General features: G+C 54.0%; 13 protein-coding genes. 8 read left to right on the top strand and 5 right to left on the bottom strand.

The features are described 5' to 3' along the window. Window positions 1-445 precede the first annotated feature (445 nt). Both HZ995_RS02065 and HZ995_RS02060 read left to right on the top strand, forming a co-directional pair. The gene (locus HZ995_RS02065; RefSeq protein ID WP_209357033.1) at window positions 446-7906 is read left to right on the top strand and encodes an autotransporter outer membrane beta-barrel domain-containing protein; all 7461 of its coding nucleotides are present in this window, start codon (window positions 446-448) and stop codon (window positions 7904-7906) included. Beyond that, entirely contained in the window at window positions 7907-8395 is a 489-nt protein-coding gene (locus tag HZ995_RS02060; RefSeq protein ID WP_209357032.1) for an invasion associated locus B family protein, read from the top strand. It abuts the gene before it with no gap. Window positions 8396-8541: 146 nt separating this feature from the next. On the opposite strand, the gene HZ995_RS02055 is transcribed toward HZ995_RS02060, so the two are convergent. Together HZ995_RS02055 and HZ995_RS02050 are read right to left on the bottom strand one after the other, a co-directional pair. Beyond that, window positions 8542-8745 carry a hypothetical protein gene (locus HZ995_RS02055; RefSeq protein ID WP_209357031.1) on the bottom strand — a complete coding sequence of 68 codons (204 nt, stop codon included), beginning with the start codon at window positions 8743-8745 and terminating at the stop codon, window positions 8542-8544. Between the two features lie 422 nt (window positions 8746-9167). Then, window positions 9168-9953, bottom strand: a complete 786-nt coding sequence (locus HZ995_RS02050) for a FadR/GntR family transcriptional regulator (protein WP_209357030.1) — start codon at window positions 9951-9953, stop codon at window positions 9168-9170. A gap of 300 nt (window positions 9954-10253) precedes the next feature. On the opposite strand from HZ995_RS02050, the gene HZ995_RS02045 reads away from it, so the two are divergent. From HZ995_RS02045 to HZ995_RS02020, 6 genes are all read left to right on the top strand, one after another. After that, window positions 10254-11291, top strand: a complete 1038-nt coding sequence (locus HZ995_RS02045) for a TRAP transporter substrate-binding protein (RefSeq protein WP_209357029.1) — start codon at window positions 10254-10256, stop codon at window positions 11289-11291. A 77-nt stretch (window positions 11292-11368) separates the two neighbouring features. After that, window positions 11369-12148, top strand: a complete 780-nt coding sequence (locus HZ995_RS02040; RefSeq protein WP_245168721.1) for a TRAP transporter small permease subunit — start codon at window positions 11369-11371, stop codon at window positions 12146-12148. A 34-nt stretch (window positions 12149-12182) separates the two neighbouring features. Next, window positions 12183-13601 (top strand): TRAP transporter large permease, encoded by a 1419-nt coding sequence (locus HZ995_RS02035; RefSeq protein ID WP_245168720.1) that lies wholly within the window; start codon window positions 12183-12185, stop codon window positions 13599-13601. Window positions 13602-13604: 3 nt separating this feature from the next. Further along, window positions 13605-14774, top strand: coding sequence for an alpha-hydroxy acid oxidase (locus HZ995_RS02030; RefSeq protein ID WP_209357027.1), 1170 nt, complete (start codon window positions 13605-13607; stop codon window positions 14772-14774). 11 nt (window positions 14775-14785) lie between these two features. Further along, a complete protein-coding gene (gene dld / locus HZ995_RS02025) occupies window positions 14786-16468 on the top strand; it encodes a D-lactate dehydrogenase (RefSeq protein WP_209357026.1) in 1683 nt (560 codons plus the stop codon). A gap of 1053 nt (window positions 16469-17521) precedes the next feature. Beyond that, window positions 17522-20287: a DUF4114 domain-containing protein gene (locus tag HZ995_RS02020; protein WP_209357025.1), complete on the top strand. Its 2766-nt coding sequence runs from the start codon at window positions 17522-17524 to the stop codon at window positions 20285-20287. A gap of 108 nt (window positions 20288-20395) precedes the next feature. Here HZ995_RS02020 and HZ995_RS02015 read toward each other — a convergent pair whose 3' ends face one another. The 3 genes from HZ995_RS02015 to HZ995_RS02005 form a co-directional block, all read right to left on the bottom strand. Next, entirely contained in the window at window positions 20396-21688 is a 1293-nt protein-coding gene (locus HZ995_RS02015) for an HlyD family type I secretion periplasmic adaptor subunit (RefSeq protein WP_209357024.1), read from the bottom strand. A gap of 4 nt (window positions 21689-21692) precedes the next feature. Further along, window positions 21693-23309 carry a type I secretion system permease/ATPase gene (locus HZ995_RS02010; protein WP_245168787.1) on the bottom strand — a complete coding sequence of 539 codons (1617 nt, stop codon included), beginning with the start codon at window positions 23307-23309 and terminating at the stop codon, window positions 21693-21695. A 345-nt stretch (window positions 23310-23654) separates the two neighbouring features. After that, window positions 23655-24818: an APC family permease gene (locus tag HZ995_RS02005; RefSeq protein WP_209357023.1), complete on the bottom strand. Its 1164-nt coding sequence runs from the start codon at window positions 24816-24818 to the stop codon at window positions 23655-23657. Between the last annotated feature and the right edge of the window lie 33 nt (window positions 24819-24851).

Genomic DNA, 24851 nt, shown 5'->3' with positions numbered 1-24851 from the left:
CAAACTTGCCTGAAACAATCCGCAGCAAATTAAAATAGCAATCCTGAGAACTTCGGCGCGCTGATTTCGAAATTGAAGCGTCAAGCCGAATCAGTGTCTTTCAAGCACATTGTAAGAGACAATTTGACCGCGACTTCGAGACAACAAGCCATTGGAAATGGTTATTGTTTCCGCTTATCACGTGTCCGCCACACTTTTGCCATAAATTGGTGACTTCGGCAGGCCGCGACGCTTAGCGTTTCTCTTCGGGGAGACAATTATGTCAAGTATCGGGGACACCGTTGGCAAATTAAGCAACCAACTTCAAAAGTTGCTCAGATTTTCTGTGTCCTGTTCGCTTTCTTTTTCGCTCGCATGTTTTCCATTTTCATCGAAGGCATATTCCGTAGACAACTCGTCTACTGGAGCCAATGGTGTCGATGGTGTCAGCGTGTTGGGCGTAGTGGTGGTTAACCCGGGAACCGGCGGCGTTCCGAGTTCTATTAACCAGGGCATTGGTGGAAACGAAACGGGGGTTTCAGTCTCTGGTTTAGGGGGGCGAGGAGGTGGTGGCGTCGAGGGTTTTATCGGGCTTGTACCCGATGGAAAAGGTGGGCTGCGACTGGCAATTCAGAGCGGGTTCGCTGGGGGCACTGGTGGTCATGGAGGCAATCATTCTGTAACGGTCAATGCGGGTGCCAGTTCCACGACCAGTTCACGGGGGCAACACGCGGTAACCATCAACAGTCGCGGCGGCACCGGAGGTTTAGGCGGTGGTGGCTTCAGCATCGAAATTCTTAAAATTGGCTACAGCGTCAATGGCGGAAACGGTGGAACTGGCGGCGCAGGCGGAAATATTTCGGTCACCAACAACGGCTCTCTTAGAACGAGCGGTACTGACTCGGTCGGTGTCTTTGCAACTTCGGTCGGCGGCAGCGGTGGCAGCGGCGGGTCATCTGGTGGGCTGGGCAGCGTCGGAGGTTCAGGGGGCGCCGCCGCCGGGGGCGGCACGGTCACCGTAAACAACCTTTCCTCGATCACCACAACCGGTGAGGCGGGGCGCGGTATCTTGGCACAGTCCTTCGGGGGCGCGGGATCAGGCGGGGGAATTGCTTTCGGCCTGCTGTTTTCACAAGGAGGCAATGCTGGCAATGCCGGAGACGGTGGCGATGTAAACGTCACAAACTCCGGAACTTTGACAACGCATGGGCGCGCCGCTTCGGGAATTCTCGCGCAATCACTCGGAGGCGGCGGCGGTGCTGGCGGATCTTCTGTATCAATCACGGCGCTGGGAGGAACCGGTAGCAACGGCGGTTCAGCCAACAATGTGCGGGTCACCAATACGCTTGGTGGGTCCATCACGACAAGCGGCGAAGGGGCTACAGGTATTCTTGGGCAATCCACAGGGGGTGCCGGCGGGGATGCCGGTGTCTCAGTTGGACTTGTCGCAATTGGTGGCAGCGGCGACGCGGGTGGCAACGGGAGCACTGTCGTTCTTAGAAACGACGGTAGTATTCTGACGAAAGGTAACAGCGCCAGCGGAATAAAAGCACAATCGATTGGCGGCGGCGGCGGCAATGGCGGTATTTCCGTGGGTCTTGTTAGTGTCGGTGGCTCGGGCAATGCGGCCGGGAACGGAGGATTTGCGGGTGTCTTCAACACAGGAAAGATTGAAACACGCGGTGCATCATCAGCCGCGATCGTCGCGCAGTCCATTGGTGGCGGCGGCGGTGACGGTGGAGTCGGTGTCGGAGTGGCAGTAGGTCCCGGCGCTGCGAGTGTTGCAATTGGTGGCTCTGGTGGCGCCGGAGGACACGGCGGAACTGTTCGAATTAACGAGGATATGGCCGCGAATAATTTGAACAGCGACCTTTTGACAAAAGGGCGTGCCTCGTCAGGCGTTTTGGCGCAGTCCATCGGGGGTGGCGGTGGCAACGGCGGATTTGCAGGCAGCTTTAGCCTGGCCGCGACGGCCTCTGCAGCTGTCGCGGTTGGCGGATCCGGGGGCAGAGGGGGGCATGGCGGATCCGTTGATGCACGCATGGGCGGCACGATTGCAACTGAGGGCGAGGACGCATCTGGCATTGTTGCGCAGTCCATTGGCGGTGGCGGTGGCAATGGATCCTTCGCTTTGGCCCTGGCCGGGTCCGGTCAGGCAAGCGCTTCCGTCGCGGTTGGTCAAGCCGGTGGGGCGGGCGGAAACGGTGGGACCGTGTCTGTCACCAATTGGGCCAATATCCAAACCAAAGAGAGTCGCTCATTGGGTATTCTGGCACAATCCATTGGCGGTGGTGGAGGCAACGCTGGATACACGATTAGCGGCGCAGCCGCGCAGACCTTTGCTGGCAACGTCAACGTTGGTGCAAACGGTGGCGCAGCAGGGAGCGGTGGCTCTTTGACGGTCACGAACGAGGGGGCAATCACCACAAATGGCGAAAACTCCAAGGCTATTCTTGCACAATCCGTTGGCGGTGGCGGAGGAATGGGAGGCTTTGGGATCGGCGTCGCTTTGTCCCGGACAGCGGCCGCGTCGGTCAATGTCGGTGGAAGTGGTGGGGCTGGAAAACATGGTGGCAACGTCACCGTCATCAACAAAGCGGCTCTCGTGACCACTAAAGACAGCTCATTTGGTATCGAAGCGCAATCTGTAGGCGGCGCAGGGGGCACCGCGGGCTTTGCCATCGGTGCCGGTGCGACACTGGACGGCGCTGGTGCACTTGCCGTGAATATCGGCGGTTTAGGTGGTGGCGGAGACCATGGCGGCGCTGTTGTCGTGGAAAACACCGGAAGTATATTTACAAGCGGAAACCGGTCCACGGCTCTGCTTGCCCAATCCATAGGCGGAGGGGGCGGCAACGGCGGTTTCGCGATCGGTCAGGCCTTGACCGTTACTGGCGCAGCCGGAGTTTCCACGTCCATTGGAGGCACCGGTGGTAGCGGAAGCAACGGTGGAGCGGTTACGGTCAAAAGTCACCATCTGGCTGCTCCTTCCGGAGCCGGGGCAACGATCCAAACATCGGGGACTGACGCGATTGGCATACACGCTCATTCGATCGGTGGCGGAGGTGGTATGGGCGGCTTCGCGATCGCGTCCTCTGTCGCACTTTCAATCGGAAGTCCCACAAATCGGTTTGCGGCTGCGGTCTCCGTCGGTGGAACAGGCGGCAACGGCGGTGCTGGCGGACAGGTCACCATCGATACTAAGGATCGCATTTTGACCACCGGCGACGGCGCGAATGGAATTCTGGCGCAATCCACTGGCGGCGGCGGCGGCTATGGCGGATTTGCAGTAAGTTTCGGCAGTGCCGGCAAAGCAATGAATTCTGCGTCTGCAACTGTTGCCATCGGTGGGACTGGTGGCACGGGTGCCACCGGGGGTGTTGTCACGATCACGACAGGTGGCGCGATAGAAACGCGGGGGAACTACGCTACTGCAGTTCAAGCCCAATCCGTCGGTGGGGGTGGAGGCATGGGCGGCTTTGGCGCAGGTCTTTCAACGGGTCTAGGCGCGGATTCTGCCCAGATCGCCGTGTCTATCGGCGGCACTGGAGGAACTGGGAACCATGGCGGTGACGTCACCATCAATCAAAATGGGTCTATTCTGACGACCGGAGGGACATCGTGGGGGATTTTGGCGCAGTCCATCGGCGGTGGAGGTGGTAACGGAGCCCTTGCGCTGAGTGGCGCACTCGGCGGAGTTAATGCGAAAAACGCGGCGACCGCGATTGGTGGTTCAGGAGGGACGGGCTCAAACGGCGGCGTTGTCACAATTGCAAATACAGGGTCCATTCGGACCGAAGGCGAGAATTCGTTTGCGATTTTCGCGCAATCCATAGGTGGCGGTGGCGGCACCGGCGGATCTGCTGGGGCACTCGCCGGTGGTGCAACTGGTATAGGTGCAGGAAAGAACATCAATCTATCCACAACGGTTGGGGGCTCGGGCGGAAATGGGTCCAACGGAGGAGTGGTAAACGTAACGAATGACGGGAACCTAACCACACTCAGCGAAGCGGCCATTGGCATCTATGCACAGTCCATCGGTGGTGGAGGAGGCGACGGGGGAAGTGCAATGACTGGCTTGCTTGGCTTGGTTGGCGGCCGCGAAGGCAAGACAATTAATGCGGGTGTTACGATTGGCGGCAGTGGCGGTTCGGGGCAAGTTGGTGGTGCTGTCAATGTCGTAAACCGAGCCACTATCAGAACCGCAGGCGCGGATGCTCAGGGTATCCGGGCAGTTTCCGTTGGCGGTGGAGGAGGAGCCGGCGCAAGAGCAGGTTCGCTTTCATTGATTCAAGGCAGACCTAAAGGTTGCCGCGTGAACCTAAACTTTGCGTGCAAAGCGCCTACCAACTTCAAAGACAGTAACATCAATCTTCAATTGCTCATTGGAGGTACAGGCGGATCTGGCAACCATGGCGGTGATGTGGACGTAAACAACGACGGGATGATTTTTACAACGGGTCCTGCAGCCCATGCGATCCAGGCGCAGTCGATAGGAGCAGGTGGAGGCTCGGCTGGCAGCGCAAAAGTCGGTATTCCTACTCGTTTGCCTACGTGGGCCGTGTTGCCAACGAACGCTATAATATCCTACACGTCCAAACAAGGCGAGCTTGCCAATCATGCAGTAAGTATCGGAGGGAAAGGCGGCGCAACAGGCAACGGTGGCACTGTTGCTGTAAACAACTCTGCAACACTCAGCGTTTCCGGGGACGATGGGATGGGTGTGCTGGCCCAATCCATCGGCGGCGGTGGCGGTGTTGGGGGCCTTGCTAATTCCGGGCGCACGGGGACCTTTTCAGTTGGTGGTGAAGGCGGCTCTGCCGGCAACGGTGGTGCAGTCACTGTAACCCTAGAAACCGGTTCGGTTATCTCCACAACGGGAATTGGCGGCCACGGAGCCTTCGCGCAATCTGTTGGTGGCGGTGGCGGCATCGGCGGAGGCGGTCAGGCCGGGCGCTTTATTGGCGGAGGTCACGCAAGACCCAATCTGAATCCAAAAGTCTTTGCGGTCAGTTATTTACAAGTTGCCATAGCAGGAAGTGGTGGTCCAAGCGGTGATGGAGGGGTTGTCTCTGTTAGCAATGATGGAAGCATTCGAACATTAGGAAACGATGCGACGGGCATCGTCGCGCAATCTGTTGGTGGCGGTGGTGGTTCTGCAGGCGGACGCGCCTCTGCGACGTTCAGTTTCGGCGGCACCGGTGGCGCGCAGGGAAATGGCGGCAAAGTTACTGTATCAAACACCGGTGCAATCGATGTGGCCGGAGAGCGTTCAAGCGGGATCGAAGCGCAAAGCATTGGCGGCGGTGGCGGTCGGGGCGGTCAAGCTGGGGCCACCGCTGTTTTGCCGTCTGAAACCCAGGCCATCGTGCTGCCTGGCCTGTTGTCCGTCGGCGGCACTGGAGGTGCTGGAGGCTCTGGTGGTGAAGTGGATGTGACCAACTCGGGCGATATTTTTGTCCGTGGAGCGCATAGCTACGGAATTATTGCGCAGTCGATCGGCGGCGGCGGTGGTATCGGAGGAAATACATTCAGCCTTTTGGCCGTGGGCGGCGGCGATGGCGTTTCCGGCGACGGTGGAAAAGTAAAAGTCACCCATCAAGCAGGGGCCAACATCACGACTTTCGCCGACAAGAGTCTCGGTATTCTAGCCCAATCGGTGGGAGGTGGCGGCGGAGCGACAGGCCTCGCAACAGGTGCATTGTCTTTTGGTGGCAAGACCTCAACTTCGGGCAAGGGTGGCAAAGTCGACGTGGAAACACTGGGTAACATTTCCACGGCCGGTGCTGGCTCTCATGGCGTTTTGGCGCAATCACTGGGTGGCGGTGGCGGAACGAGCGGCGGAGCCGACGGGAGAGTCGCGATATCAGGATCTGGTGCCACCGGATCGGACGGCCACGCTGTCGACGTCCTCAACCGCGGGACTATCTCCACCACAGGAAACGCTGCGCATGGCATTATTGCCCAGTCCATCGGCGGAGGTGGTGGATTTGTCACAGCTACCGTGACCAGCGACAGCGTGTTCAATTTTTCTGGCACAGCGGGTGGCCAGGGCGACGGCGGGCGCGTGATTGTAAACAACTATGGCAGCGTGACAGCCAGCGGTAACAGCAGCATTGGTATTCTGGCGCAAAGCGATGGCCAGACTCCAACGGGTGATGTCGACGTATATAACTGGACAATGGGAACCAGTGTCATAGGCGGAAAAGGCGGGGCCGCGATCTCTATTTTGCATGGCCGGAACAACCAGGTCATTAACATGGCAAATGTATCCAATGCGGGTGGTATCTCGGAACTCGCCTTCTTGGGCGGAGATCAAAATGAGACTGTTCTGAACAATGGCGTTATAAGCGGAAACATCGACTTGGGTGCTGGCAACAACCAAATACGAAACAATGTGACGGGCACCTTGAACTCTGGGACTGTATTGAACGCAGGTAACACGAATGCCTCTGTTCGCAACTTGGGAACTGTCAGCGTCGGCGGTAGCAACAATATCCTGACGACAGCACTAAATGGCAGTTATTCTCAGGATGGTAAGCTGCTCATCGAATTGCGCCATATCCCGCATTCTACGCAACAAGCAGACACAGATGTATTGGACATCTCAGGACGCGCAGTGGTCGAAGGAGAGCTTCAAGTCTCTGTGTTGAACGCTCAACAGGCTCCGCCGGGCATCCATTCCGTTGCAGTTCTAGATGCTGCACAAGGTGTGACTCAGGGGTTTATGCCCACACTCAACGCACCTAACTCTGCAGTGGCAGCTTTCAGTCTGTCTCGCGGATCCAATACGATCAACCTGGACTATGAGATTAACTATGCACCAGCCGGTTTAACCGGTGCAGCTCTTGCGTTTGGCCGCTATTTGAATCAGGCTCAGGCCAATGGCGGGGGCAGCGGTCTTGAGACGATCATCGCGACTTTGACCCAACCTGGATCAACGGTTCAGGTGTTGCAGGACAGCTATGCGTCCTTGGATCCTCAGCCAATATCAACAGGTATTTCCACGAGCACATTGACCGTTTCTGATTTCGCAAATTCACTGCGTAGCTGTGCCCAGAAAACAGGTCCCAATCGATTTATTGCTGAAGGCAATTGCAACTGGATGGCCCGCACTCAACGCGATTTTGATGTATCGCAGGACGGAACACGTGCGGCATCGCACACGCGCGTGTTGCAGACGACCTTTGGGGTGCAGCGCCGAGCAGATACAGGGGACTTCTGGGGCATTGGCGGCTCGATCGGCAGCGCGGGCGTGACGTCAGGTACAGCCTATCAAAGCTCGGGCGAAGTGTATCAGCTTGGCGCAGTCCTTAAGCGTCAGCAAGAAAACCGAGTGCTCAGCGGCAGCTTCATTCTTGGTGCTGCAGACTTTAATGCGCAGCGATCCGTGACAGTCGGTGGCGTGACATCGACAGCCTTCAGTCAGCAACCACTCCGTTTTGTATCAACGGCTCTTAAATACGCCCAAGTTTACGAGCGCGGAGCAAGCTTCTTTAAACCATTAGCCGAAGTATCTGTTACAGGGATGCAGCAGAAGGGGTTCTCAGAAACCGGCGCAGGTGCTTCCAATATGACGATCGACGGTCGCACAGACTGGCGAGCTGACCTGGAGCTGGGATTGGGCGCTGGGCGTGAATTCCAGTTGCCGGGCGGTGAAACAGTGATCCGAATTCACGGTGAGTTGGGCCTTCAGCACCGCATCCTCGGCGAAGAAGCGACTCTCAGCGCCCGTTTTGCTGGCTCCCAATCCGCAGGTGCCGGGCTACAAACGGGATCGGGAGAAGACAAAACCCTGGCCAAAGTCGCCATTGGTGTGGACCTCTTGGGGAGCGATGGCGGCGCGTTAAGGCTTGATGCAAGCTCGCGCTTGGGTGAACGTACGAGAGACGTCCGCGCAGGCCTAAAGTTTTCGCTGGATTTTTGAGTGGAGAATAAAATGAATCGAGTAGTGTTTGCCTTGTCGGCGATCTTTTCCTTTACCTTTGGAAACGGGCTTGCCGCCCAAGAGGAAAGTGCTTGGCGGACATTTTGCACCAGCGAAGCACGTAATGCGCCTGCAATTTGCGTCATGGAGCAAACGATCACGCTGCAAGAGACGGGTCAACAGTTTGCGAGTATGAGAGTCGTTTCAGACGGCAAGCAAACCCCCAACCTTATCCTGAATCTTCCTCTTGGTGTGTCGATCCAACAGGGCGTTTTTCTGAAAATTGACGAACTGAGCGCACAGAACATCCCCTTGACGACATGTGAGTCAGATGGGTGTTTTGCAAGTAAATCCCTGAGTGAAACATTGGGTGCGTCGCTGCGTGCCGGGTCAGTGGCTGTCGCCAGCTTTCAAAACCTCGCGACGCAAGAAATTACAGTAGAGTTTTCTCTTGTCGGGTTCACCGCAGCACTTGAAAGGCTGCGGTAAGACGAGGGAGTTGTACAAGAATTCAATCTATGAGCCTGTTTTGAAACGTTAATTTTTTAGGGCTCAGCACCATCCTTCGGGGAGTTGCGGCGATAGAGCCAAGTCTGACCTTTCAGATAGGCATAGCGGATCTGTGCTGACATCTGTCAGGTTCCTTTCGGTTTAAAAATGGGGGAAGTGATCTTTCGCAAGATCATGTCGAAGTCTGGCTCGCCGTACTCACCTTCGAGCGGGCCAGTTAAAGAGTAGCCACCGACGCAGCCGCCATAGACCTCATCCACGAGGAAGAGGTGTTCTGGGATGTCGTCGAAGGCCCTGATGACCACACGGTCTCCGGGATGGAGGTCCATGTCATGATCTCGCCAGAAGTAGGTCCGGGAGGACGAAGCCGAGTGCCAGAGACATCGGTACCGGGAGCGGTATTGGCTGCATCCACGAAGGCATTATCGCCAGCAGCACAATGCAGTAGGAAAGACCGTTGGGGATGAGTGGCCTTACGTCCCACTTCCATCGTAGCAAAAGAAAAAGGGCCAGCCGTAAGCTGACCCCCAACACGCACCACAGCGTGAAAGAGCTGAACATCTGAATATCTCCTCCAAGAGTTCTCTTTATTCAGATGCTTGGTTTTGCTCGGTTTTTGTGGCTCATGGGCGCAATTTACTCAAACATGCAGACGCTGCACTGCGGTGCGTCAACCCAGAAATTAGCTTTAGTTGCTCGGCTTCGCTTATTAGAAAAAGGACAGATATACCAACCTCTCAGCTTGTGATGCTCAAGAGGACAACAGCCTCCGTTTGTTGGACATCACCTCGCGGCGTTGGCGCTCAAGTCCTACTCTGAAAGACTTTTCTACGAAATCGATATGTTCCTCGGCTGCCCTTTTAGCGCGTGCAGGTTCACCTTCTATAACGGCGTTACCCAGTTCAAGGTGTTGGTCTAGCAGGATCTGCCCAGTGCCGTCTATCGTGCGCAGAAAATCGCGATTGTAGAAAACACTTTGTTGAGTCAGCTCAAAAATCGAAGCCATCATGTGAATGAGCGTCGCGTTTTGGCTGGCGTCGACGATCGCCGCGTGCAACGCGAAGTCTGCTTGACGAGAGGCCTCATTGTCTCCCGCCTCAAAAGCCGTGACCATTTTCTCTAGTATGTCCGTTATGCGCTCTTTGTCCGCACTGGTCGCGCGATCTGCCGCGAGGCGTGCAGCGAACCCCTCCTGTTCACGGCGATACTCCAGGTAGTCCATGAACGCAGGTTCATGTCGACCATACAGGGAAATCAAGGCCGGCAACATGGCTTGGCCCGTCAGGGCAGAGACGAAAGTACCCTCGCCATGGCGAGTTACAACAAGACCACGATCTTCAAGAATTTGCAGGGCTTCCCTGAGCTTTGGCCGAGACACTCCCAAAGCTTCAGAAAGCTCTCGTTCCGATGGCAATCGCTTGCCTTGTTTGAGAATTCCAGACGCTATCAGGTCTTCAACCTGCCTAACGACCGCGTCCGCCAATGATTCGTGACCGACCCGATCGAAAAGAGATTGGTTCGTGTTCTGTTGTTCCATCGTCTCACCTATCTTGGTGGTAAAATTAAATAACCTCTGCAATAGGTTTGGCAAGTAAATTTGGTGAGATGTTTGAAATTTCACTGGAGGCCAAGCGTTAAAAAGTCGAGCTAAAACAATAATAAGCGCAGAAATTGCTAGGAAAAACTTGCCTGAGTCATTTTTGATGAAAAGCAGCGCTAACTAGACCATTGGTAAATAAAGTTGTTGACCTATTCATCTGGTCAACTTTATTTACCAGTTAATCGAGCGGCGAGCGAGAGGCTTTCGCCGGACGAGAAAAGCAATGGAGGAGTAACCATGAAAAATATCGTTGCCGCAGCAACGGCCAGCATCGCATTGATGGCTGGAAACGCGCAGTCTCAGGAAGTTCTCGAGATGACTTCCGCTTTTGGTCAAAACCTGCCGATCCTCGGAACGGCCGCCGTAGACTTCACGAAAAACATCAACTCTATCTCTAACGACGTTGAGTTCGAGCATTACGATCCCGGCAAGCTGGTTCCGACTCTCGAAGCACTCGACGCGGTATCAAACGGTTCTGTTGACGCCGCTTATGCAACGTCTGGCTATTGGCAAGGCAAAATCAATGCCGCTTCCTTGTTTGCGGCCGTGCCATTCGGTCCTGAAGCTGGCGAATTCCTCGGCTGGGTCCTGTACGATGACGGTGCGAAGTACTGGCAGCAGATGTATGACGACAATGGCTACAACGTTGTTGCAATGCCTTGCGGAATCATCGCACCAGAAACCTCTGGTTGGTTCAAAAACGAGATTAACACTGTTGCTGACCTCGAAGGTCTGAACATGCGTTTCTTCGGCCTGGGCGCAAAAGCAATGCAGAAACTGGGCGTTTCCACGTCGCTGCTGGGTGCCTCAGATATTTTCCCCGCTCTGGAGCGCGGCGCGATCGACGCGACTGAATTCTCGATGCCTCGGATCGATGCTCGACTGGGTTTCCACAAAATCGCGAAGTACAACTACTTCCCAGGCTGGCACCAGCCGGCAACCCTGTTTGAACTGCTGGTCAACCGCGACCGTTGGGATGAACTGGAAGAAACTGCACAGAACCAGATCCGCACCGCATGCCTGGCCACCATCACTATGACCTATGCCGAAGGTGAGGCCACCAACTACGCTGCGATGGTCGATAATGTGGAAAACAACGGTGTGACCATCAAGCGTTGGCCAGATGAAATTCTGAATGCCTTTGAGGGTGCATGGGACGAGGTCGTCGCCGAATTGGCTGCGGATGATCCTTTCTTCCAAGAAGTTTGGGCTGACCTGCAGGAATACCGCGCAGGCTATGAAACCTGGTCCGCAATCTATCTGCCCCGCAACTAAGCGAAGCAGTTAAGACGGCTGGCGGCGTACCTCCCTTGCCGCCAGCACCATTCAATGTCCAAACGAGGACGCAATCCATGTCTGCTGAAATCCCAAATGTTGACGAGGTGATGTCGATCACCGATCCGGGCGAAAAGAACCGGGAAAACCACCTCTGGGGCGATAGACTTATGGTTGGCCTTTCCAACGTAGTCGCCTGGCTCTTTCCTCTCTTGATGGTTGGTATCGTAACACAAGTGTTCATTCGTAAAGCCGGTTATAACCAGGCTTGGCTGGATGACGCGCAGTGGTGGATGTACGGCTTTGCGATGCTGTGCGGCTTTGGCTACGCCATCACGACAGAAAGCCACGTACGCGTGGATATTTTGCATCAAAGCTATTCGCCTCGTAAAAAATCGAGAATTGAGGTCCTAGCACACGGTTGGTTGTTGTTGCCGTTTCTGGCCCTCATGACCGACATACTTCTGCACTATGCCTTCGCGTCGATAAAAGCTGGAGAAGGGTCCGACAGTCCAAACGGGCTGCATATGCTCTACCTGCTTAAGTCTTCGCTACCCATTCTGTTCATGGCGGCCATCGTGGCCTCTTGGTCAGCGATGGTGCGCCACCTGAAAGTTCTTCGAAGAGCAAGCCTATTGGGAATGATAATTGGAGCTTTCCCATTTGTTTGGTTCGTAGTTCAACGCTTGGTTCACTATTCGCTTTGGTGGTTCCATCGCCTGACAAATTCCGAGCTGAACCCGCGCCGCATTACGCGAGAACCTGTGTTTGACTATACGGTCATGATTGCACTTGCCGTGACTCTTCTTTTGCTGCTCGTCGCCTTCTTGCGCAGCCGCTCTGCTCAGAAGGACTGATACAATGCAAATCCTTTCTCTCATGGGTATGCTGATGGATCTGAACCAATGGTTGGTTCTGTCGATGTTCATCGTCTTCATCGTGATGCTATTCCGGGGCGTCCCAGTCGCATTCGCGCTTGTTGGCGTAGCCCTCATGTTCGCGGTTCTCGGAGAGTACCTCCTCGACCCTTTCCGAAAGTCAATCAATACGTATATCGAGTTTGATCGCACTGGCATCACCTATCAAAAAATGGGTGCAAATGCTGGCCGCTTCTTTGGTGGCATCATTAAAAACCCGGTTCTTGTTGCACTTCCGATGTTCATTTTTATGGGCTTGATGCTGGATCAGTCCGGCGTTGCGCAACGCATGATGAAGTCCATGCAGGTTCTGTTCGGTGCTCTCAAAGGTGGGTTGGCGCTGGCGGTCATGCTCATCGGTATTATCCTGGCTGCATCAACTGGTGTCATCGGTGCCTCGGTGGTTCTGCTAGGTGTCATGGGATTGCCTGCAATGATGGGTCAGGACTATGCAAAACCGATTGCCACAGGAACGATTGCCGCGTCGGGCACACTTGGCATTCTGATCCCGCCATCCATCATGCTTGTTATTATGTCCGACCAGCTGGCTATCTCTTTGGGTGACCTGTTTATGGGCGCGCTGTTCCCAGGGCTGATCCTCGGCGGCCTCTATGTCGTCTTCTTGATTGTCTACGGGCTGGTGAACCCCAAAGCGATGCCACTTCCCGAAAATCGGGAACCTGTTTCGATGAAAATCGTGATGGAAGTTGGCCTCTCCGTGGTTCCACCATTGCTTTTGATCCTGCTGGTTTTAGGTTCGATTTTCTTCGGTCTAGCCACTCCGACAGAGGCTTCTGGATTGGGTGCAGCTGGGGCGACCGTGCTTGCTCTGATTTCTCGCAATTTGAACTTCAAGGTTTTCAAAGACGTAATGCGTCAGACTTTGAATACCTCTGGTTACATTGTGGGTATTTTTATCGCCGCAAACTTCTTTGCGTTCGTTTTGCGCCGGTTTGGCGGGGACGAGATCATCGAGAACCTGGTGCTTGGATCTTTCGAAAATCCTTACATGGTTGTGGGCTTTATCCTATTCATCATCTTCCTGCTTGGTTTCCTACTTGATTGGATCGAGATTACGCTGATCATCATGCCATTGATGCTTCCCGTGATCCTGGATCTCAATCTTCCTGTCGAAAGCTACGGCGTTGTGGACAACCCATCGGTGGTTTGGTTCGCTATCTTGGTAGCGGTGACGTTGCAGACATCCTTCCTGACGCCGCCGGTTGGTTTCGCGCTTTTCTACCTCAAAGGTGTTTGTCCGCCCGAGGTCACGCTGGGCCACATCTACAAAGGTGTTATCCCCTTTGTACTTCTACAGCTTTTGGGTCTCGGCATTGTCTTCGTTTTCCCAGAACTTACCACCTGGCTTCCTGCGCTGGCATATGGGAACTAGGCGATGCGACTGAAAGATTGCCATAATTATAAGGACTTTCGCCGCCTTGCGCGGCGGAGGCTTCCAGGGCCGATCTTCAACTATATCGATGGCGGTGCTGACGACGAAGTGACAATGGCCAAGAACACAGCTGCATTCAATGCATGCGATCTTCTTCCATCAGTTCTCCGGGGCGTAGACGATGTCGACATGTCTGTTACTGTCATGGGGCAAAAGCTGGATATGCCGGTCTATTGTTCTCCGACAGCGCTACAGCGTTTGTTTCATCACAAAGGTGAGCGCGCTGTGGCGGCAGCGGCTGAAAAGTATGGCACGATGTTCGGAGTGTCTTCTTTGGGTACAGTATCTCTTGAGGAACTGCGCCAGACCCACTCCAATCCACAGGTCTATCAATTCTATTTTCATAAAGACCGGGGCTTGAACAGGGCCATGATGCAGCGCGCGAAACAAGCGGGTGTCGAAGTCATGATGTTGACAGTAGATAGTATCACAGGCGGCAATCGCGAACGTGACCTTCGCACCGGATTTTCGATCCCATTTCGCCTGACCCTTGGTGGCATGGTCCAATTCGGGCTCAAACCAATGTGGGGCATCAACTATGTGACCCACGAAAAGTTCCGCCTGCCGCAACTCGACGAACATGTCGACATGGCCGGGGGCGCGCTTTCAATTGGACGCTACTTCACCGAGATGCTGGACCCGTCGATGAGTTGGGACGATGTGGCCCAGATGGTACGAGATTGGAACGGGCAGTTTTGTCTAAAGGGCGTGATGTCTGTGGAAGACGCAAAGCGCGCTGTCGAGATCGGCTGTACCGGCATTATCTTGTCCAACCATGGTGGACGACAGCTCGACGGGTCTCGTACACCTTTCGATCAACTGGCCGAAATTGTGGATGCCGTGGGCGACAAGCTCGATGTCATCATGGATAGCGGAGTACAGCGGGGAACGCATGTCTTAAAGGCCTTGTCGGTCGGCGCGAAAGCTGTGGGACTTGGACGCTACTATCTCTTCCCTCTCGCAGCAGCGGGACAAGCAGGCGTGGAGCGCGCACTTGGGCAGATGAAGGCTGAGATCGAACGCGATATGAAACTGATGGGCGCGCGCAGCATTGCTGACTTAAGTCGTGGCAACCTCAGGTTTGCTGAGCCAGAACGAGCAAAGATTGCGTAGGAAGCGCCACTATGACTGACACAGAACTTCTTTCCAGACTCAAAGCGGCGGTGGGCCGTCGAAACGTGCTTGTGGGCCAGCGCGCAACCGAGCGATTTCGTACAGGGTTTCGATCTGGAGGAGGCGAAGCTCTTTGTGTCGTATGCCCAGGCAGTTTACTTGAACAATGGAAAGTGTTGGTCGCATGCGTAGAAGCGGACAAGATCGTTATTATGCAAGCCGCCAACACTGGCCTGACAGAAGGGTCGACCCCGTCAGGCTCTTATGACCGGGATGTTGTTCTGATTAACACGCGACGGATGGATCGGATCGAGCTTTTAAACGAAGGCACTCAGGTCGTCAGCTTTCCCGGGGCGACACTATTTGCTTTGGAGAAACTTCTCGCACCGCTAGGGCGAGAGCCCCATTCGGTGATCGGATCATCATGTATTGGAGCTTCTATCATTGGCGGGGTCTGCAACAACTCCGGTGGGTCTTTAGTAGAGCGCGGACCAGTATACACAGAGCTTTCACTCTATGCGCAAATCGATAAAGATGGGCGCTTGTCCTTGGTAAATCATCTGGATATCGAGCTAGGTGACACTCCTGAGGAAATTCTGTCCAATCTCGACAACGGAAATTTCGACCACACACCTAGAACCAGCAACAAAAAAGCATCCGCCAGCGACTATGCGCAGATTGTCCGAGACGTAGAGGCAGATACGCCAGCGCGATATAATGCGGACAAAGCAAAGCTCTATGAGAGTGCGGGCTGCGCCGGAAAACTTGCTGTATTTGCGGTACGGCTTGACACGTTCGCCAAAAATGAAGCGGAACAGGTTTTTTATATCGGCACCAATTCAGCTGATGATCTTGGTTCGCTGCGCCGTCATATTTTAAGTGAGTTCAAAGACTTACCAGTAAGCGCTGAATACATGCAGCGCGAGGTGTTTGATATTACAACGCGTTACGGCAAAGATACCGTTTGGATGATTGATAAACTCGGAACTGACCGTTTGCCGTCATTCTTTGCACTAAAAGGCGCGGTAGATGCTCGGCTGAAAAATATCCCACTTTTAAAGAACTTCACCGATCGCTTTATGCAAGCGTTTGCCGCAATCGTACCGCGAGTCCTCCCAAAGCGAATGATAGAATTTCGGGACAAATTCGAACACCATCTGATCTTGAAAATGAAGTGCGGCGGAATCGACGAAGCTCGCGCGTATCTTCCAAAATTCGTCGCAAGCAAAGACGCCGATGTCTTCGAATGCACTCCGCGCGAAAGTAAAATCGCTGGCTTACATCGTTTCGCCGCCGCGGGCGCCGCAGTACGATATATGGCGATCCACGGTTCCGAAGTTCAGGACATTATCGCCCTGGATGTTGCGTTGCGCAGGAACGATCGGGATTGGTTGGAAGTTTTGCCACCGGAGATCGAAAACAAATTGGTCGCCAAGCTCTACTATGGTCATTTTATGTGCCACGTGATGCACCAAGACTACATAGTCAAAAAGGGTGAAGATCCGAAAGAAATAAAGGCTGCGATGCTAGCTATCTTTGACAGCCGCGGAGCGGAATATCCCGCTGAGCACAATGTGGGTCATTTGTACAAAGCCAAAGAAGACCTTGCTTCCCACTACAAATGCTGCGACCCAACAAATTCATTCAATCCAGGAATTGGCAAGATGCCAAAAGCCAAACACTATGCTCGTTAGAAATTGAATATCCGGGTCCGGGTCATCAAGACTCCTTCCAACCCCGTCCGATAAAACCACGCATGTTTGCGACAGTGGACGAGCACGACGAACATCTTTCAGGAATACATCCTACTCTATCGCGTTGCAGCTGGAGCTTTTCTTCCCTATCCGCATTACTGGTACTTATTGTGAGCACTTCTTAATGTTCTTGCACAGTGTACAAACCCATTCAGCGGTCCCGTCCTTGGGGCGGCCTAGGCTTTCCAAGTCATGGTGTGAAACAATGGATTGGGTTCTGCAAAAAGGGCAGGTTCCGATTGCAAAATAGTCAGGCACATGTGTGACCTTGGGTGGTGCGGGATTGCAAACCAATCGTTCCTCCACGTGGCGCTTTAGCGGCAAGTTTATATCGACTGCCAATTTGTGGCAACTTGGGCCAAGCCACTGTCGATGGTGCGATAGATCGAAAGGCTCCGCCGCCTCCCATTGCTGGTACTTATTGGGAAGCTGCATCGATCCCGCCAGCGAGGCCTCCTTTGGCAGCACACGTGAGACAGCTCATCCGCGTAGAGCCAGAGAGAGCACCCGCTGCACCCGAAGGATGGCTGGGATGTCGAGGTACCTCATGTCACCGGGCCCGAGAAATGCCCCCGAAAGTGCCCCAGTTTGCTACGTGCTCAGGTAAAGCCGAAGAACGCTATCGAGAAGCAAGGTATCCTACCACCCCAGCCATCTTCCTTTCTTGAGTATTTGCTAGGTGCCTAGGTTACCATCGGGCCCAGAATGCCCCCGAAAATGCCCCTGTTTGGGTGTGGCGGGTGTGCACTGATATACTGGGAAGCGGAATAGCCCACAGGGCCTCACAAGAAGTGACCCAAGCCTTCCGCTACGTACTCCCAATCATCGCGATTATTGTCCCGCCGATCGCCCACGTGAGGTCATGCAATCGCTTCCATCCCATCGGGTAGCCTCGTAGCCGTTAGAGCAACCTTCCAAACCCGAAGCCCTAACCGCCGAGTTGCGTTCAATCGTAGCTTCACCTTTGTTTGTTAACCATCAAAGGGGGCAGTTATGCCAACTCAGACGAATGAACCCGAGACCAACTCGGTACCACCGCCCAGTGTGACGTACCTAGGTGGCTCAGCCGGCTTTCGAAGCACGGTCGGCATGTATAAAATCGCCGAAAACGGGCTGATCTATGATGTGACATTGCTCTTTGCCGATGCGGCAGCAGGCGAAGGTGCTTTGGTAGCAGGAGAGTCTTCAGTCGATCTCGATGTGAGTTCAGGCGATCACATTGGCTTCTTTATGTTGCCGGACTCCTTCACGTTGAATGAGGATCCCTCTGTCTTTTCGGCGGATCGCTACGAACTGCGCGATTGGGGAGGAAGCCTCGGCAACATCTATGAAGATACCGCCCTGCGCCTCTATGCAATCGACGAGACAACCAATGAGGAGACCCTTGTCGAGGCGCGTTGGAACGATGCCACATGGCACATGCATCACAACGTAGACGCCGGCATTGGCTTGAACTCTGATGGAGTCGATCACGTTCGCGGTCTGCGCGAGTATGACAACAGCATCACTATTGGTTTTTCCGACACTTACGGCAACAGCGCGGGATCACATGAGAGCATTTTGCTGAATGTGAACCTCGGTGACAGCGGCGCCTATATCGAAGACGATGATATCGCAAGCGACGCCGACCAGACCGAATACAACTGGATTGCGTCAGTGGAAATTGCTGAAGACCTGCCGGAAGTTCCTTTGGCGGTCAGATCCGTGTCGCAACCCCCGGAATATAATATCGAGTCTGATCTGGGCGGCACGCAGGAAACCGCGCCCGCAACCGTGACCTTCATGGGAGAAAGTGCTGGCTACAGAAACACCTTCGGCGTCTACAAGATCGATGACATCGGTATGATCTATGACGTCCAGATCGTCTTCGCGAATGCGTCCAATCAGGGCAGCGGAGGCAATCTGATTGCGGGCGAGTCCACGGTCGAAATCGATGCCGGTCCCGGTGACAACCTCGGGTTCTTTATCCTGTCAGATGGGTGGGGCCAGAACTGGGACAAATCCGTTTTTGACGCCGACAGCTACGTGTTCCGCGATTGGGGTGGAGGCGAAGGCAACGTCTATTGGAGCACAGGGCTCAGGCTCTTTGCTGTGGATGAAGACACCGGTCAGGAAACTCTTGTAAATGCGCGGTTCAATGCCGCCACCTGGCACATGCATCACAAGCCGGAAGACGGTATCGACATGAATGTCGACAACTTCGACCACCTGCGTGGTCAGCTCAAATATGATGGCAGCATCACCGTTGGTTTCGAAGACATTCGCGGTGGCGGGGATCGAGACTTCAATGATGTCATGTTCAACATCAATCTCGGCGACAGTGGTGCCACGATTGACGATGACAACATCCTGTCAGGCGCAGATCAGCACGAGCATGGGTTTGTCACGGACGATGGCGAAGCGGCTCAGGCCAAAGTCACGTTCCTCAGCGAAACAGCCGATTATAAAAATACAATCGGCATGTACAAAATCGCAGAGGACGGCACGATCAGCGATGTCAGCCTGCTGTTTGCCAACGCGTCAAAATATGACAGCGGAGGCGAGTTGATCTCAGGTGAATCCAGCGTCGACATCGACGTTGACCTAAATGACCAGCTCGGCTTTTTCATCCTGCCTGATGGCTATGCGCGCAACAGCGATAAGTCGCTGTTTGACGATGGCACCTTCGTTCTGCGAAACGCAGATGGCGAGATTGGCAACGTCCTGCGCGACCAAGACCTGTCCCTCTATCGGGTTGATGAGGAAAGCGGTGAAGAAGTCCTGCTTCGCGCCCGCTATGGCAACACTACGTTCCATATGTCTCATGACGACGAACGTGGAATTTCCATGAATTCCGACGGGTTGGATCACAGCCTTGGCGAAATGCGCGATGGCAACAAAGTCATTCTTGGCTTTGAAGACATTCGCGGCAATGGCGATTGGGATTTTGACGATGTGGTCATCCAGGTCGAACTGTCTTCGACTGGCGCGGTGGTGGCTGAGCAGAACCTCAAGTCTCCTGATGACACCACGCAAAGCGATGTCGGATGGATCTTCACCGAAAACGATGATGTCTTTGATAACCAGCCATGGCCGGGCGAAAACGATCGTATCTACAACGATGGCGACGCGCCCAACCTAGATGCATTGTCAGGCGATGATTTGATCTATGGCGACGACAGCGCCAATACGCTTTACGGCAATTCTGGTCACGACGTGCTCTTGGGGCATGGCGGAGACGACCAGATGCTGGGTGGCGGTGGGCGCGATCACCTCAACGGTGGTTTGGGCAACGATCAGATGTCGGGCGAAGCCGGTCGAGACCTGCTTTGGGGCCAGCATGGCGATGACACGCTGGACGGTGGTGCCGGAGCTGACAAGCTCTGGGGCGGTGCCGGTGCGGATGTGATCCAAGGCGGCAGCGGAGATGATCGCCTCTATGGCAATCTGGGCGAAGACGTTCTGCAAGGCGGCGGCGGTGAAGACTGGCTGTTTGGCGGAGAAGGATCGGACACTTTTGTCTTTGATTTCTCTGACATTGACGGCTCGGTGGATACAATCGGTGATCTGACCCTCGCGGGTGCTGAGCAAGACACGATCGATCTCCAGCTGCTGAACTTGCTGTCTGAGGGTGAGACCAAGGCCGACTGGATTACAGCAAATGCATCGCAAAACGAAGCGGATGTGGAACTGGATCTTGGTGACGGCACATTGGTGTTGCAGAACGTGGGATCTTTGGAAACTGCAAGCTATCATCTGGAGCAGGTTTTGATCTGCTGAACGCAGGTTAAAACTCAAAAATCAAAAGGCACCCAAGAATTTGGGTGCCTTTCCTTTTTGCATGGTGTTTCGAGTGTTGCTGGTTTGCGCTCCGCGCCAAAGGTTCGCTTAGACTTCCCGGAAAGCTCGGAAGAAATAGTCCATGAATGGTTTGGTCAAATAGCTTAGAGGGGATCGCTCGGTTGTTTTGATAAAGGTCTCAACAGGCATGCCAGGCATGAGCTTTTGCGATCCCAGCTTGTCGATTTCCTGCGCGTGTGGTGTGATTTCTGCCTGATAGTAGGACAATCCCGTCGTCTCATCATAAAAGACATCTGGCGAAATCCTCGAGACATATCCGAACAGCTCGGGCGTAGTCCGGTGGTCGAAACTTACGAACCGAAGCGACGCGTTCTGACCCAAGTACACATCATCGATATGCATTGTTTGAATGCGCGATTTGACGACAAGCTGTTGGTCCTGAGGAACGATCTGCATCAGAGCCTGTGCGGGAGAAATAACAGCCTGTTCCGCGAAGACTTGGCTGCTGTGAACCACACCCTCTACAGGGCTTTTGATCTCAAGGCTTTCAAGTTTCTTCTTGGTCGAATGTTTGCGCGCGCGCAAATCAATCTCCATGAATTCGAGTTCTCTCAGTGTGACGATGGCCTCTTCGCGTCGTTGTGTTGTCAGGCGCATCGCTTCAATTTCAAATGCAGAAATCTGACCGTTCAGCTGTGCTCTAGATGCGCTCAAACTGCCGATTTGTCCTTTTAGCTGAGCATATTCCTTCTTGAGCGCCGACACACGCGACGATGCAATCAGGCCCTTGATTTTAAGCTCTTCCGCCGCGACCAGGTCATTGGATACCAATTGCAATTGCGATTGGAGCGCTTCGAGCTGCGCGTTCAAACCCGAGATTTGCACATGGGCTTGATTGATCTGTTCGTCTAGCTGCCGAAGTTCCCCCCGATAGTTCTCCAGCCGAGTCTGAAACAGGATTTTTTCGCCTTCAACAAGCTGCTTGCTGAGCTTGGGCATTGGGTGCTGCAAATTTATTCTCAGCTCGGATTGACCATCCCGCTCGGCGGCCAAACGTGCCTTTCTGACCTCGATTTCAGCGAGTTGTGAGATGATCGATTCCAGGTCTGAAGCAATATAGGTTTCATCGAGCCGCACCAGGACGTCACCGGCTCGAACTGTGTCACCATTTCTCGCAAGAATTTGGCCAACTACTCCGCCAAACGCGTGTTGAACCACTTGCTGATTGTTTTCCAAGTGGATCGCACCACTCGCGATAACAGCTCCGGAAATGCGCGCATTCACTGCCCAAGCTGTTGTTGTCCCAAGCAGTATACCAATACTCAGAAAGCCAATGGCAATGGGTTTGCGCAGGCCCCAATCTTTGTTGTTCTCTGCCATGTTCCTATTCTCCTGCGACAATTTTTGTTGCTTTTTTCGTGTCGCCCATCAGCGACTTCAGTACGCTGTCTCTTGGTCCTTCCAGACGGACGGAACCGTTTTCGATCATCACAAGCCGGTCACATTCCGCGATTGCCATAGGGCGATGTGTCATCAAAACGACGGAGCGCTGTGACGATTTAAAATCGCGGATGGCCTCGTTCAAAGCATGTGATCCCACCGCATCCAGTGCAGAATTGGGTTCGTCCAAAACCAACAATACGGGGTCATGATAAAGTGCACGTGCCAAGGCAAGTCGCTGCCGCTCGCCCCCTGATAGCCTATGGCTGCAGTCTGATATTCTCGTATTGTAGCCCTCTGGCAGGCTAACGATTGTATCGTGGACTTTTGCGGATTTTGCAGCCTTGATCACTTTCGTATCGTCTGGATCTGACTCCATGTGCGCAATGTTTTCAGCAATCGTGCCGTCAAAAAAGGTAATAATTTGAGGTAAGTAGCCGACAAATTTACCTAAGTCGCCTTCCGGATATTGGCCCAACATCGCGCCACCAAGACTGACGCGCCCAAGTGTGGGAGGTGTTATTCCGACAATGACGCGCGCAAGCGAAGACTTGCCCGCGCCGCTTGGGCCGATGACACCGATTGCTTCTCCGGGGGCAACTTCCAAATTCAAGTTGGAGAGAACGGCTTCTTTGGTGTCAGGCACAAAGAAACTGAGGTTAGACAACGTAAGCAGCGCATCAGGCCTGGGCAGGGAAACCTTTCGGGCGGCTTGCGCGTCATCTTGCAGTGTTTGCCGAATAGCTTTCCAGCCACTGAAAGACTTTTGGATCAAAGGCCAATTGCCGATAACTTGCTCGATTGGTGCCAGCGCGCGGCCAAGAAGAATGGACCCGGCGATAATCGCTCCAGCTGTCATTTCACCTTCAAGTACCAACCAGGCTCCCAACGCCAGCATCGCGCTTTGAAGAAAAAGTCTGAGGGATTTGCTCGCGGATGCAAACGAGCCGCCCAGATCACTGGCTTTGACAGCTGCATCCAAAGAGCGATCGCGCACTGTTTTCCAGCGTCCCACAAGGTTTGACGTCATCCCTTGCGCAAGGATGAAGTCCTGAGCACGCACATAGTCGCCATGCATGCGGCTGGCTTCGTGCGAGAAGCCAGATGACCGCAATGTCATGCGTTTGGTCACAAGGTTGTTGAGCAAGGCAAGGCCAATCAAAGCCGCGGCTCCGGCAAACGCCAACCATCCAAGCCACGCGTGAAATACAAAAATTGCCGCGACAAACATAACGGTCCAGGGCACATCAAAGAGAGCCAAAAGGACCTGCGACCCAAAGAAACCTCGAATGGTTTCCAAGTCTTGCAATTGGGACGCCCTGTCAGGTAGACCCGCTTGGGCCTCTGTGGATGTCAGCTCAGACCGCAGGATTATATCGTCGCACCTGCTCTGAAAAATCGCGCCGCACCGCGCCAGAACCCGCGCACGCGATGCATCCAAAAGCGCCATAAAGAGGTAGAGGAGGCCAACCAGAACAAGCAGTGCGACAAGTGTCTCTTTGGACCGAGATGCCAGAACGCGATCATATACCTGGATCATGAACAACGGTCCGGCCAACATCAGAATATTGACGAAAGCGCCGAAAATCACGGTGACCGAAATCGAAGGAAGCAAAGTGCTGGTTGGAGTTTTTGCTGTCATGGCTTTTAAAATAGACATCTCAAGGGATCGTTTTCGAGACGACGCTAACAAAGTCGACTGAAGCCGATGATGCCTATTTCGAAGGTCGAGCTACCAAATTTGGGTAGTCTATTGGGACATTTGTATGTCTTTGCGTCACTCCACATTGAAAGGAAAGCGGACGCGCCTTAACGAAAAGAGGACCGCGGCAGCCTTCACCGTTTTCGATAGTGTTGAGTATTTCAGAGCAGCTTTTTCAGACGTTCCTTTCAAAGTCGTAGCGCGTCAAACGATCGATATGACCAACATACCCACACTCGTTGCAACTCCGACCAGCGGCACGACTTTCGGTACACTAAATCCGTAGTTCCGGGCCATTGGCTGCCTTTTGATCCGCAGCAACGAGAGGTTCACCGCTATGAAGACGAACAAGACAATCTGCGAGGTACGTTCTGCCAATGCTGCGATTGGCAAAGCCTGTCCCAGGAACAAAATAAGGAAAACCACACAAAACGTTGCAATACTCGGCGTTCTGGTTTTCGCAGAAACTCGTGCAAAAATTTCGGGAAGAAAGCTTCGATCAGCCAATCCATAAATGATGCGAGACGCCATGATGATTTGTATCAACACGCCGTTGACAGTCGCCACAACGGCCAGTGCGCCAAAGGCAATCTTGTATCGATCGTCGGAACCGTCGAAAACGAGCATCAAAGGGGCTGAAGACTCGGAAAGGCGAGAAATTGGAACGGCCATAAGAACAGTGACCATTGTGCCTAGGTAAAGAACGGTTGCGATTACAAGAGTTAACAAAATCGCTCGTGGCATCGTCTGTCTCGGCTCTTTAACCTCTTCAGCAACGTTTGCTATGTCTTCGAACCCGACAAAGGCGAAGAAGGCCAAAACAGAGGCCGATCCAATTCCAAGCCATGGTTCGATACCGGTTGGTGAAAATATCTCTCCGAACTCAACCCCCTGCTTGTCGGTAAGCAACATCCCCCAACCAATTACGAACACAAGACCAAGGATTTCGATGACGGTAATCACCGCAGCCGTCGCTACAGATTGCGAAATGCCCCAGAAAGCAATCAAGCCCATTGCGGCGACAATAAATGTAACCAACACAGGCTGCGGAAGGGCGACGAACTGTCCAAGATAGGCGGCGGCGCCCAAAGAAACTGCCGCGGCTGAAACGATCCCCGATAGAGCAACGCTCAAGCCAACCCCTGTTGTCAACCAAGCACGGCTGAACCCAGCTTCGACATACGCCGCTTCCCCGCCACTTACGGGGTAACGAATGCACAACTCGGCATAGGAAAGCGCTGTGAACGCAACCACAAAAGCAGCCACGATGAATGATATCGGTGCGTGAGCGCCAGCTTCGGTGGCTGTTGCCCCCGCAAGCACGTATATTCCCGCTCCGACGGTGACGCCAAGTCCATAGAGAGTCACTAGGGGGGTCGAGAGAACACGACGCAGGCGAGG

This window comes from Cognatishimia activa, assembly GCF_017798205.1.
Lineage (GTDB): Bacteria > Pseudomonadota > Alphaproteobacteria > Rhodobacterales > Rhodobacteraceae > Cognatishimia > Cognatishimia activa_A.
This window is presented reverse-complemented; position numbering and strand designations above follow the sequence as displayed.